The 11,939-nt window shown below is 29.7% G+C and carries 13 protein-coding genes; 6 read left to right on the top strand and 7 right to left on the bottom strand.

Annotated elements, in window-relative coordinates:
• Positions 1 to 75 precede the first annotated feature (75 nt).
• Positions 76 to 291, bottom strand: coding sequence for a hypothetical protein (locus tag ACOQOS_RS21470; protein WP_046758241.1), 216 nt, complete (start codon positions 289 to 291; stop codon positions 76 to 78).
• Between the two features lie 30 nt (positions 292 to 321).
• The gene (locus ACOQOS_RS21465; RefSeq protein ID WP_046758240.1) at positions 322 to 504 is read right to left on the bottom strand and encodes a hypothetical protein; all 183 of its coding nucleotides are present in this window, start codon (positions 502 to 504) and stop codon (positions 322 to 324) included.
• Positions 505 to 853: 349 nt separating this feature from the next.
• On the opposite strand from ACOQOS_RS21465, the gene ACOQOS_RS21460 reads away from it, so the two are divergent.
• On the top strand, positions 854 to 1,300 hold the full coding sequence (locus ACOQOS_RS21460; protein WP_046758239.1) for a hypothetical protein: 447 nt from the start codon (positions 854 to 856) through the stop codon (positions 1,298 to 1,300).
• Here ACOQOS_RS21460 and ACOQOS_RS21455 read toward each other — a convergent pair.
• Genes ACOQOS_RS21455 through ACOQOS_RS21445 form a run of 3 tightly spaced genes read right to left on the bottom strand, consistent with a single transcriptional unit; the run spans position 1,297 to position 2,393 of the window.
• Complete coding sequence (locus ACOQOS_RS21455) at positions 1,297 to 1,488, bottom strand: hypothetical protein (RefSeq protein WP_046758238.1); 192 nt, start codon at positions 1,486 to 1,488, stop codon at positions 1,297 to 1,299. The genes ACOQOS_RS21460 and ACOQOS_RS21455 overlap by 4 nt on opposite strands.
• Complete coding sequence (locus ACOQOS_RS21450) at positions 1,475 to 2,305, bottom strand: hypothetical protein (RefSeq protein WP_046758237.1); 831 nt, start codon at positions 2,303 to 2,305, stop codon at positions 1,475 to 1,477. Before ACOQOS_RS21450 ends, ACOQOS_RS21455 begins: the two co-directional genes overlap by 14 nt.
• Entirely contained in the window at positions 2,229 to 2,393 is a 165-nt protein-coding gene (locus tag ACOQOS_RS21445; protein WP_156169077.1) for a hypothetical protein, read from the bottom strand. Before ACOQOS_RS21445 ends, ACOQOS_RS21450 begins: the two co-directional genes overlap by 77 nt.
• A gap of 428 nt (positions 2,394 to 2,821) precedes the next feature.
• Between ACOQOS_RS21445 and ACOQOS_RS21440 the strand changes: the two genes are divergently transcribed.
• Positions 2,822 to 4,051 carry a HEPN domain-containing protein gene (locus tag ACOQOS_RS21440; RefSeq protein WP_046758236.1) on the top strand — a complete coding sequence of 410 codons (1,230 nt, stop codon included), beginning with the start codon at positions 2,822 to 2,824 and terminating at the stop codon, positions 4,049 to 4,051.
• A 635-nt stretch (positions 4,052 to 4,686) separates the two neighbouring features.
• Here ACOQOS_RS21440 and ACOQOS_RS21435 read toward each other — a convergent pair.
• Both ACOQOS_RS21435 and ACOQOS_RS21430 read right to left on the bottom strand, forming a co-directional pair.
• Complete coding sequence (locus tag ACOQOS_RS21435; protein WP_420572488.1) at positions 4,687 to 5,169, bottom strand: hypothetical protein; 483 nt, start codon at positions 5,167 to 5,169, stop codon at positions 4,687 to 4,689.
• Between the two features lie 12 nt (positions 5,170 to 5,181).
• On the bottom strand, positions 5,182 to 6,963 hold the full coding sequence (locus ACOQOS_RS21430) for a hypothetical protein (protein ID WP_064972227.1): 1,782 nt from the start codon (positions 6,961 to 6,963) through the stop codon (positions 5,182 to 5,184).
• 113 nt (positions 6,964 to 7,076) lie between these two features.
• Between ACOQOS_RS21430 and ACOQOS_RS21425 the strand changes: the two genes are divergently transcribed.
• From ACOQOS_RS21425 to ACOQOS_RS21410, 4 genes are all read left to right on the top strand, one after another.
• Positions 7,077 to 7,601 (top strand): RNA polymerase sigma factor, encoded by a 525-nt coding sequence (locus tag ACOQOS_RS21425; protein ID WP_046758235.1) that lies wholly within the window; start codon positions 7,077 to 7,079, stop codon positions 7,599 to 7,601.
• A 46-nt stretch (positions 7,602 to 7,647) separates the two neighbouring features.
• Positions 7,648 to 8,562, top strand: a complete 915-nt coding sequence (locus tag ACOQOS_RS21420; protein WP_046758234.1) for a FecR family protein — start codon at positions 7,648 to 7,650, stop codon at positions 8,560 to 8,562.
• Positions 8,546 to 11,071, top strand: coding sequence for a TonB-dependent receptor (locus ACOQOS_RS21415; RefSeq protein WP_046758233.1), 2,526 nt, complete (start codon positions 8,546 to 8,548; stop codon positions 11,069 to 11,071). Before ACOQOS_RS21420 ends, ACOQOS_RS21415 begins: the two co-directional genes overlap by 17 nt.
• A gap of 189 nt (positions 11,072 to 11,260) precedes the next feature.
• Positions 11,261 to 11,938, top strand: coding sequence for a response regulator transcription factor (locus tag ACOQOS_RS21410; RefSeq protein ID WP_046758232.1), 678 nt, complete (start codon positions 11,261 to 11,263; stop codon positions 11,936 to 11,938).
• Position 11,939: the final 1 nt, after the last annotated feature.

Here is an 11,939-nt window from a genome sequence, read left to right as displayed (position 1 = left end):
GATCTTGTTTTTTAACACCTACTTATACAAATAATACTTTAGTATAAGTAGGTTACTGATTTAATAATATAAAAATTACAATCTGTTTATTACAGGTGTTGTGTGGTAAAAATGCATCGATTCTCCTGCGTTCCATTTTCCATCGCCATTATCATCTACAAATAAATCACTTTCATAAGCCATATTTTGAATAGTTCCACCTCCAGTTGCATGAATTCCATCAAATCCGCCATAGATAGAAGGAATTTCTACTTTTAAAGTTTTTAATTTTTTTATACTTTTTGCTTTCATAATTTTCTAATAAATTTTGTTAATAAATTTTTAAAGTCTAGTGACTACGAATTCGTCTCCTTCACTCCATTTGTCATCGTCGTCTCTATCAATATGAACATCAGTATATTCTGGTTTTTCAGGATCGCCCATTGTAGTTTTATGGAGTTTTGTTCCTCCATAAATTTGAGATAAATTAACTTTTTCGATTTGCTTAAACTTGTTTACTTTCATAAGTGTATAAATAATAGTTTTGCTTACTCTATTCTAATAGGGTTTTCAGCATCGCCCATTTTAAATTCTGCAATACAACTTATGGAAATAGGGGAATCATTCTATAATATGATAACTACAAATAAACTAAAAAATTGCACAATAAGTAAGGGGAATCTTCCCCTTATTTTAGGTAAATTACTTTTATTTTCTGTCTTTTCCGAATATGGTATTTGTTTGTGTTGTTTATTATTCAGAAATTAATAATAGCAGCTTTCTTTGCGCTTAATTTTAATATCTTTGGTTATCGACCAAAACAAATATAATAAAAGTTTTATAAATTATATAATTTTTATACAAATTAAAAAATATGAATATCAATCGAATACGTAATGCCATGAAAGAATTGGATATTAGCGGGTATAAAATCCAACAGATTAGTAACGGTTTGCTGTCTCAAGTTTCGGCTGATAAAATTAAAAACGGAATCATTGACAATCCAAGAGAAAAATCAAGACAAGTACTAACCGACATACTGTGTACAGAGTTTAATGTATCTCGCGAATGGTTGACGGATGGCACTGGGGAAATGTTACTAGAATCGAATGATTCAAAAGATATATACTTAGAGAAGCTTGGTGTTCGTTTTGAACTTATAGAATTGGTAGATCACTTTGTTAAGAATAAAGAGGAATATTATAAGAAGTCGGAATATTTGAAGTTATTTATAGATAATTTAGCAGAACAAAAAATACGTCAAAGATTAATTGAGTTTGGAATTATCAAGCCACATTCAACCGATAAAGATTCCGATTAAAAAGCTAAATCAATACCTTTAGGTAGGTGACTTAAATAATGGTCATTTTCTTTTTTCATGCGTTCTACTTCTTTTCGGAGTTCTTCTACTTTTTTTTCAATTTCCTCTATTGCTTTATCAGAAGAATCTTTTTTTAAATATCCGAGTTTGTGTAAATGTTTTACTTTTTTGATATTATGGTTCTTCATGGTAGGGTATTTTAAATTCCTCTATTTCTTTTGTATATCCATCAATATAGTCTTCTTTCTTTTTAGTATCGCTTATAAAATTTGGTGTTATATTGATTATGAAATACCATAAACGTTTAAAGTTTTCTTTATGAATGAATACGATAGACTCTTTTTGAATTATCCACTTTAAAAAATACCTACTTGCAACTGTTGAAATTGAAGCAATAACCAACATTGTGAAAATATATGCTAAGAAGGGTAATTCAGATTTTGGGTAAAAAATCCAAACTAAATAATAGAATGCAATAGTCATAAAAGCAAAAGAACAAAATTGATACGCTCTTTTTAATGATTTGTATTCTATCAATTGAAGCGTAATGTAGAACAAAACTGATAAAATTAACAGCACTACAAAGACGCTAGTTTGATATAAAAAAACATTCATGTTTTTAAAATAGAAAACTTTTGATTCTTGTTTAACTAAACCAAGTTCTTTATACTTTATGTTAGATTCATCATAAAGAATAAGGTAATCAGTTAATAAACTCCTATTAAGTTCGTCAAATTCATTTTTGGTAATTATACCTTTAGAATAGTGTTCTTGGTTTATTCTCAATTCTGCAAACTTAGTATCTCTTTCCTTTTTTACTTTTTTATGTGCAGATCTTGCTTGTACTACTTCTGGATTCGTAGTTGGAAAAAATACATGAGAAAAAACTGCAATAACAGAAATTATTGCAGTTATGTATAAAATAAATCTAGTCGTTTGAATCTTCTTCGTCTTCGACTCCTGGAGCTGTAACGTCTCCCTTGTCTGTTGCTTGAAATTCTTCATATTCTTGTTCTTCAACACTATTAGGTGTACAGCTATTAAAAAGTGATAATCCGAACACTAATGCACTAATACATACAATTTTTCTCATGGTTGTTTGATTTAATAATTAACATTAAATCAAATGTATATGAAAACGGCAGTAGTCAGAAATTTACACCTTATAAACACTGTAAAGTTATAGCTAAAGTAGTAATATTATACAATCAAATATAATATTTAATAGCGAATTTTCATTCAAAATGTGGAATTATGGTTTTGCCTTACTGACTAAATGGTATTTACTTTTAAAGAAATTTATATGAAATAATATACTATCTTGTTTTCACATCAAATTATATTTGTTTTACATCAGAAAAAAATGTTTTTGATACTAACTATAATTTAATCGTATTAAAATTTTCTTATTTCAATACATACAAAAAAAACTCATTATGATCATTTTGTTTACACTCCAAAAAAAAATCATTGTGAATCTTAACAAAAACATGATAACAGAGCAATAATATAAATAACATAATGGATAAGCAAAAAAGATATCACGGCGAAATATGGTTTTTAGGAAAAGAAAGTCAAAAACAATTCGGTATTCTATTCTTTAAGGAGGATGATATTTTTATTGAAACCAATCTACATTCTTCTGAAATGGTATTTAAGGAATTACAAATCGTAGGTGTTTTTACAGGACTTGGATACGCAACTTTTGTTGACTGCTTAATACAAAATCAAACTTCAGGGATTATAGAATCCAGAGTTTACAAGCCTAAATATCTTTTTGTTAGTAATGAACATATAATTTTAACTGAAAATTTATTGATAAAAGAATTCTATGTCATTAATGAAGCAATAGTCAAATGGATAAATCACGCTGTCTGGTATAATAATCAGACAAACTCTTTGAGTAAAAAGGAATTTACAGATCAATACGAAATCCAACAAGATGAATTTATGATTGAAATTCAACAATTCATAAGTTATCGAATGAAGAATCGTTCAAAACTTGTTATAAGTAATCACGGAAAGGTAAAGTTTATTTTAAAAGAAGCTGTTAGTGTTTTAAAAGCCATCGAAATTTATGATCAATTTCAAGAAGTGCTTCAGTTTTTAAGAGGAGGTTCCAGCAAGTTTAGCGAATTTAAATTTCAATGTTTAGGTTGTAATGCTTGGCAAGAGGTTTACTATAATGATAAAAAACTATCAAAAAGTACGTATAATTTTATATATACAGAATATAAAGACATTAAAAGTGAATTATCTAAAATTCTGATTGCAGCTTATACTAACGATAATTTTAGATTTTGTCTACATAGATTAATGGATAATTTTATCTCAAGTGGTATTAGTCATAGTAAGCGATTTACAAATAGTATTTCTACGTTTGAAGCGTTTTGTAAAATTTACTCAGGTATTGATCAAAATAATTTAAAAAAGTATATTAAGAACTACGAAGAAATTTTTAAGTCTATAGGAAAATTGACTGATGAAGAATGGAGTTCATTTGCAGGAAAAGTGATACGATCAAGGGATTATCATGTTCATAGTAATCAAAAAAATAGAGGTATTTATTCTGACTTTGAGTTACTATACGTAAGCTTCTTATTTGATTTTGTGATTGGATATTTATTAGCTAAAAATATTGGACTTTCAGAATCGATACTTGACAAATTTATAAATCAGGGAAATAGAGTTTATATTGATATGAAACGTACAAATCAAATTCTAAGTGCTAATTCGTTAAAAGATGAGTAAAATAGTTACTTTATTTATTTTTAGAAAATAATAAAAAACAACTTTTTGGTATAAGGTTTTGTAAATCAATTGTTTTGAGAATAATTTTTATTAAAATTTCATCTAGTTTTTGACAAAATTTTGATTAGTATTTATTTAATATTGGTATAAACTTTGTCAAAAATTATATTAATGTTTGTTTAGTATTTCAATAAAACTTGATAAAATTTTCAATAAATTTTGCCAAATATTCCACAAAAACTTCACAAATTTTCAATAAATTTTTGTAAAAATATCTAATAAAATTTGTTTTTGTTTGTACTAGATTTGTGTAAAAATTGTGCTATGTTTTAAGTGAAATTGCAAAAAGTTTATATTGTTTTTACTAAAAAGTTCTAAAAGAATTTGATGAATTTTTATATACTTTTTGAATTGATTTTTTTGTTTTTGAAATTGCGAGATAAATATTAGCTAAGGTTATTTAAAGTAATACTTTAAGTGTTTTAAAAAAAATTATCATCTAATAATATCACTTTCTTTATGAAAAATAGTTTGCACTCTTTATTGATCTTCAATCAAGGTGAAAACAAAAAAGCTACCTTTTTTACAAAAGGCAGCTTCAACTAACTATTAAGGTTTTTTAGGGCAAAAAAAGATTAATTGTTTCTTTGGAAAACTAAGGTGTCTGTTCCGCCATTTCCACCACTTATATCTTGTAAACTAATTGTAGTAGAAGAAAAACTGATGATATCCCAATCGTCATTCAAATCGAAAAATTCACTTGTATTAGGTACGTTGAATGAGATATTAAAATCAATATCATCATCAGAACTACTGTCATCACTACTATTACTATCATCTGAAACAGACCAAGTTCCTTGTATTTGATTTGTTCCATCACTAGCAGTTACTGTTCCACTAGCTTCAAAGGTAAAATTGTAGTTATTAAAATCGTTGGTTTCATCTTGTCCAGAGTCTACAAAACTTGTAATTCTCCATGTGCCTGATTCGGCAATATTTGCTATTTCGGCAATGGTTTGAGAGTTGTCAATAAGCACATCATCATCTGTTTCACAAGTAGTTGACATAAGAGAGAAACTTATCATTAATAAAAAAACTAATTTGAATGTTGTTTTCATAATTGTAAATATTTAAAGTTTAGAGAATTTAAGCACATCTGTTCCACCATTACCGCCACTAACATCTTGGAGAATTACTTCCGTAGCCGTTACAGAAATCACATCCCAATCGTCATTAAATTCGTCAAATGGAATTCCACTGAAATTAAGGTTTAGTACATTTCCAGCATTTTGAACATTCCATGTTCCATTAATTATAGTTCCATTTGTTGCTTGTACAGTTCCATTACTCATAAATGTCAGTTGATATCCTGTATAGTCAGAAGTTTCATCAGTTCCATCGTCTGTGTATGAATCTACAATCCATGTGCCATCACTTAGAATGGTGTCTAAATTGTTTGTGCTTCCGCCAGTTGAAGGATTGCGTTCAAAAGTTAGATAGTCGATACTTCCATCGCCACCACTCACATCTTTTAAGCGTATAATGTCATTGGTAACTTCCAACACATCCCAATCTTCAGCCAGTTCGTCTAAAGGAGAAGTATTACCAAAGTTTAAGTTGAGTTCTAATGCTGTTTGATCGCCAACAGACGTATTCCAAAAACCATTCGTAATTGTTCCCATTAAGTTAGCAGTTGCAGAACCATCAGAAGCGAAATTGAATACATAATCTGTATAATTTGTTGTTTCATCTGTATCATCAAAATAATAAGTAATATACCAATCGCCCATAGTAAGTGAATTGACTAAAGCAGTGTCATCCACATTTCCATTGTTTCCTGAAGATGTGCAGTCACTTTCAAATCGTAGACGATCATCTCCAAGTCGTAAATCTACTTTTGTCTCATCATTTTCTTGTTCTATCTCATGAAGATTCCAAGTAGCGTTAAAGTCTGGGAAATCAGGTATATTTATGATGACTGAAATGTTATTTCCTGAACCAGAAGATTGCCAAGTTCCTGCAAAGTTTCCAGTACCAGAAGTGATTTGTATGCTTCCATCTGTTCCAAAGTTGAAATTGTAACCTACATAGGTATCTTCTAAATCATTGTCATTTCGTTCTAACTTATCTACCATCCAATTGGAACATTGACTTAATACGGTTGCTAATTGATCGTTTGTACAGTTGTTGCAATCGTCATCATTATAATCATAGTCATCGTCTTCATCGCATACATCATCATAGTTATTGATCGTGTTTTCTAGTTCTGTAAAGTTATTGATGGTAATGGTTTGTCCATCAAAGGTTGTCACTGTAATTGGAAATTGAATGGTAATGATATCGTTGTCATCAATATTTTCAATAAACGCATACATTTCTGCATCATTCATAATAGAAATAGTTTCTAACAATTCATTATTTGTATTAAAGAATGAAGCGACAATAGGATAATTAAAATCTAAACACTCAATATCGTCATCACTTACATTTTGACCGTTACAATTGGCAGTAAATGTTGCAAATTCAGTGGCATTATTAATCACTACTTCTGTAAAATCAGTTAATGTGATGGTAATAGGAAATTGAATTTCTAAATTATCATTATCATCATCAAATTCATCAAAAATAGCTTCAATAGTGGCAAAATCCTCTTGGGAATCAATTGTTATTTCCAGTCCATTTACAACTACCGTGACAGGCAACTGAACAGTAGTACAATTTGCATTATCAATAATATTATCAAAAGAACCATCATTGGTTGCAGTGCGTTGCATCAGGCTTTTTACTGGAGAGTTGATATCCAACGTTTGTTCCTGTGGCGCTTCAATAACTTCCATGTCTTCTGTTCTACAGGAAGTACTTACCATTACAAAAAGTAATGCAATTGCGAAAAGTTGTGTTAGTGCTTTCATAAGTATTTAAGTTTAGTTTTTTCTTCTTTTGCTAATACAACAACCATGAAATTAAAATCCCTGACTTTTGATTAAAAAAAAATGAGTATCTTGATTTTTTAACATTTTTATACGTGGAAAAAGAACTAGAAACTCATGTTTGCGAAGAACGTATTTTTGAAAGTATCTATCGGAAGCTTTCAAAAAATATACATGATTTTTTATATTACAAATATGGTAGCACTTGCAATCCTAATGATACTACACAAGAAGCCTTTTTAAAACTTTGGAAGAATTGTGGTATGGTTTCTCCTTCCAAAGCAAAATCTTTTCTCTTTACAGTTGCTAATAATTTAGTACTAAATCAACTAAAACATGAAAAAGTAAAACTGAAATATCAAAAAACCAATACTCAAACCCATACCAACGAGAGTCCTGAATTTATTATGCAAGAAGCGGAGTTTTTAGAGAAATACAATTCAGTTTTAGAAAATATGAAAGAGGAATACCGAGTCGCTTTTTTGTTAAGCAAGGCAGAAAACAAAAAACAAAAAGAAATCGCAGAAATGTTGGGTATTACTGTTAAGGTAGTAGAATACAGGGTTCACAGAGCTTTTATGATATTAAAAGAACAATTAGAAGGATTTTCCATAAAATAATCAGGGATTTTTTAAAATGAGTTGTTACATATAAAATGCACTAGAAATGGATAATGATAATTTGATACAAAAATGGCTAAATGAGGAGCTTTCAGAATCTGAATTGAAAGATTTTGAACAGAGTGCTGATTTTGAATATTATCAGTCTATTGTAGAAAATGCAAAAAAATTTAAAGCTTCAAATTTTCAAACCGTTGATGATTTTGAAACTTTCAAGGCTAACAAATTATCATCGCAAACACAAAAACGAAATTTTTCAAGAATTTTTATGCCGATTTTAAAAATGGCAGGTGTCTTTGTAGTTTTATTTGGACTATATACACTCTTTTTTAATAACAGCCTTATAACTATTACAACTGTAGCTAGTGAAAAAACTACTATTCTATTACCTGATACCTCTGAAATTGTGCTCAACGCTGAATCATCAATTAAATATGACAAAGAGAATTGGAACAATCAGCGAATGGTACAATTAAATGGAGAAGCCTTTTTTAAAGTTGCCAAAGGAGAAACATTTGATGTGATTGCACAAAAAGATACTATTCGTGTGGTAGGAACGCAGTTTAATGTAAAAAAGCGAACTAACTATTTTGAAGTAACGTGTTATGAAGGCGCAGTAAAAGTTGTAACAGGAACACATCAACGTCTTTTAAAACACGGCGATCAATTGGTGATTCTAAATGATGAATTGATAGAACGAAAATTAAGCGATACAAAACCATACTGGATGCAAAACCTCAGTTCGTTTTCGGCTGTACCGTTGCAAGAAGTCTTTGACGAAATGGAACGCCAATTTAATGTAAAAATTTCTACAGAAAATATGAATGGTCGTCAACTCTTTACAGGAGGTTTTCAACATGATGACCTACAAAAAGCCTTAAAATCAGTTACCGAACCTATGAATTTACGCTTTGAAATAGATACTGAAAAAAGTGTAATCGTATATGAAGTTAACCAATAACATATATACATTTCTTATTATTTTGCTCTTTGCTACATACAGTTTTGGGCAAAATAGTATCGCTCCTGATAAGAAAGAATCGCTGATTGCGGTTTTAGAAAATGTAAAGAAAAAATTTGAGGTTGAATTTAATTATTCACAAGAACAACTCAAAGAAGTCAGTGTCACAACTCCTGATTTTTCAACATCACTTTCCAACATATTACTACAACTTGAAAGAGAAACAAAGTTTACTTTCCAACAAATGGACAGTCGCTTTATTATTGTGAAGTTAAAAAAAGGGGTAATTGTTTGTGGTTTTTTAAAAAATAAAGACACAAATGTTCCCATTGAATCAGCAACCATTCAAGGCTTGACAAACGCCACTACAAGTGATGAAAATGGTTTTTTTCGTTTACAAATTTCTTCTCCGAAAGAATTGATTACTATACGACATATATCTTATAAAACCATACAACGCATTAGTGAAAATTTTACTGAAAATGGATGCGGAAGCGTATATCTTATCCAGCAAGCAGAATCGCTCTCTAGTGTCATTATATCTAACTATATAGCATCAGGAATTAGCAAACTTAGCAATGGTTCGTTCACATTAAATTTTAAGAATTTTGATTTGTTGCCAGGAATGATAGAGAATGATGTATTGCAAGCTGTGCAAGCGTTTCCTGGTATTCAAAGTACTAATGAAACAGTATCTAATTTGAATATTCGTGGTGGAACTCACGATCAAAACCTGATTAAATGGGATGGTATCAAAATGTATCAATCGGGACATTTTTTTGGGTTGATTTCGATGTACAATCCTCAAATTACCCAAAAAGTTCAACTCTTAAAAAATGGTACAGATATAAGTGAAACAGATGGTGTTTCGGGTACGATAGCTATGGAAACAGCCAAAAATATTTCAACAACTTTTAAAGGAAGTGTAGGAGTAAATTTTACGGATGCGAATGTATTTTTTGATACGCCACTTGGTAAAAAATCATCTATACAAATTGCAGCTCGGAAATCAATTAATGATCTGATAGAAACGCCCGCATACAATGCCTATTTTGAGCAAATAGAACAGGATACCGAAGTAGCAGAAAATCAAGAAAATATTATCAATTCTGATAAGGGCTTTGATTTTTATGATACTTCTTTTCGTTGGTTGTATAACATAGATGATCGTAATGAATTACGATTGAATGGAATTTTTGTTTCTAATACATTAAGTTTTACCGAAACATTAGTAACAGGTACTATTGAAGATTCCAGAGAAAGTAACTTGGAACAAAAAAGTTTTGGTGCAGGATTGTATTTTAAAAATAATTGGAGAGACAAACTGTTTACAACACTTGAAATTTACGAATCAGACTATAAGCTAAGAGCTATAAACGCTAATCTGTTAGATTCACAACGTTTTTTACAAGAAAATAAAGTTTCAGAAACCAGTGCAAAATTAAAATTGAATTATTTGTACAATGATAATTTTACCATCAATGCAGGATATCATTTTGTAGAAACAGAAGTGACCAATTTGGACGATATTGACATTCCTTTGATTCGTTTGTTACTATCGGAAGTGTTGCGTACGCATGCTTTCTTTTCAGGAATTAACTATAACTCAAATGATAAAAACACACAAATCAGTTTTGGAGGACGTTATAACTATTTAGATAAGTTTAAAAAGCATATCATTGAACCAAGATTTAGTTTGAGTCATACGTTTTTGGATGATTTTATTGTGGAAGCACAAGCAGAATTTAAACATCAAAACACCTCACAAATTGTGAACTTTCAAAATGATTTTTTGGGTATTGAAAAAAGACGTTGGCAATTATCGAATGATAGCGATATTCCTGTACTTACCAGCAAACAACTATCGGTTGGACTTAACTATCAAAAAAATAATTGGTTGGCAAGTGTTGAAGGGTATTTTAAAGAAGTTGATGGAATTACCACACAAAGTCAAGGTTTTCAAAATCAATATGAATTTACAAAAGCAAGTGGACAGTATGGTGTTTATGGAATTGATATGCTACTTAGAAAAAAACTAGACAACTTAAATATGTGGCTTAGTTATTCGTATATGAACAATGAATACACGTTCAAGTCATTAGAAGCAAATCCGTTTGCTAGTAACTATGATATCACTCATTCGGTAACTTCTGGGATTACTTATTCTTATAATTCTTTAAAATTAGGCTTAGGACTAAATTGGAGAACAGGAAAACCAATAACGATGCCTATTGTTGGAAACGAAATCTCAAACGGAGAAATCAACTACGAACAAGTAAATACTTCACGATTAGAAGATTATCTCCGATTAGACTTTTCAGCTAAATATGCGTACCAATTATCAGAAAAGATGCGATTAGATTTTGCATTTGCACTCTGGAATGTACTAAATACTAACAATCAAATAGAAAAATATTACCGAATTAATTCACAAGATACTGTTTCTGATATACAGCGTTTTTCACTAGGTATGACACCTAATTTTTCGTGTAGGTTGTATTTTAATTAAATTCATTACCTCTTGGTGAACATTACTAAAACTCTTAGATGCTCGAACTCACTCTACATAAACATTTACATTTAAGGATTCTGTAGATAGTAGCGTAATTAATAACTATATTAATCGCAGTGTACATTAATACTTTCTTAAGAATACATTTAGATTTATACACTATATTTATCTATAATTTTTTTTAAAATGAAAATTCTCATAGCAGAAGATGAAATAGAATTACAGCAATCTATTGTTACTTTTTTAAAAAGAGAGAATAATGTGTGTGAAGTCGCTTCTGATTATGAAGAAGCGATTTATAAAGCGTCATTATACGAATATGATATTGCGGTAATAGATATTAATCTTATTACAGGAAGTGGTTTAGATGTTATCAAATTACTGAAAGATAAAAATAATAATACGGGCATTATAATCATTTCAGCTAACAGTTCTTTGGACGACAAATTACTAGGATTAGATTTAGGAGCAGACGATTATATGACAAAACCCTTTCATCTAGCGGAACTAAATTCGCGTATAAAAGCAATATTTAGAAGACGGAAACAAAATGGTGGGGAACATATAATCTTTAATGAAATTAAAATGAATACTGACGCTAGGACAGTTTTTGTAAATAATAATTCAATTCAGTTAACCCGAAAAGAATATGATTTATTATTATTTTTTATTACCAATAAGGAAAGAGTTCTTTCAAAAGAAACCATCGCAGAACATTTATGGGGAGATCAAAGTGATTTATTAGACAATTTTGATTTTATTTATGTACATATTAATAACTTGCGAAAAAAAATAAGTACTGCTGGAGCAAAGTACATAAAAACCGCTTACGGTAGCGGATATAAATTTACTGAAAACTCATAAT

It is taken from the genome of Kordia sp. (genome assembly GCF_965224175.1).
Taxonomy (GTDB): Bacteria; Bacteroidota; Bacteroidia; order Flavobacteriales; family Flavobacteriaceae; genus Kordia.
The sequence above is the reverse complement of the archived record's forward strand: the minus strand, read 5'-3'. Positions and strand labels throughout refer to the sequence as shown.

Coding starts and splice junctions, on each gene's coding strand:
- ACOQOS_RS21410 (WP_046758232.1), top strand. CDS start 11,261: ATGAAAATTCTCATAGCAGAAGATGAAATAGAATTACAGCAATCTATT.
- ACOQOS_RS21420 (WP_046758234.1), top strand. CDS start 7,648: ATGGATAATGATAATTTGATACAAAAATGGCTAAATGAGGAGCTTTCA.
- ACOQOS_RS21445 (WP_156169077.1), bottom strand. CDS start 2,393: ATGAGAAAAATTGTATGTATTAGTGCATTAGTGTTCGGATTATCACTT.
- ACOQOS_RS21440 (WP_046758236.1), top strand. CDS start 2,822: ATGGATAAGCAAAAAAGATATCACGGCGAAATATGGTTTTTAGGAAAA.
- ACOQOS_RS21430 (WP_064972227.1), bottom strand. CDS start 6,963: ATGAAAGCACTAACACAACTTTTCGCAATTGCATTACTTTTTGTAATG.
- ACOQOS_RS21470 (WP_046758241.1), bottom strand. CDS start 291: ATGAAAGCAAAAAGTATAAAAAAATTAAAAACTTTAAAAGTAGAAATT.
- ACOQOS_RS21460 (WP_046758239.1), top strand. CDS start 854: ATGAATATCAATCGAATACGTAATGCCATGAAAGAATTGGATATTAGC.
- ACOQOS_RS21465 (WP_046758240.1), bottom strand. CDS start 504: ATGAAAGTAAACAAGTTTAAGCAAATCGAAAAAGTTAATTTATCTCAA.
- ACOQOS_RS21450 (WP_046758237.1), bottom strand. CDS start 2,305: ATGAAGAATTTCAAGCAACAGACAAGGGAGACGTTACAGCTCCAGGAG.
- ACOQOS_RS21415 (WP_046758233.1), top strand. CDS start 8,546: ATGAAGTTAACCAATAACATATATACATTTCTTATTATTTTGCTCTTT.
- ACOQOS_RS21435 (WP_420572488.1), bottom strand. CDS start 5,169: ATGAAAACAACATTCAAATTAGTTTTTTTATTAATGATAAGTTTCTCT.
- ACOQOS_RS21455 (WP_046758238.1), bottom strand. CDS start 1,488: ATGAAGAACCATAATATCAAAAAAGTAAAACATTTACACAAACTCGGA.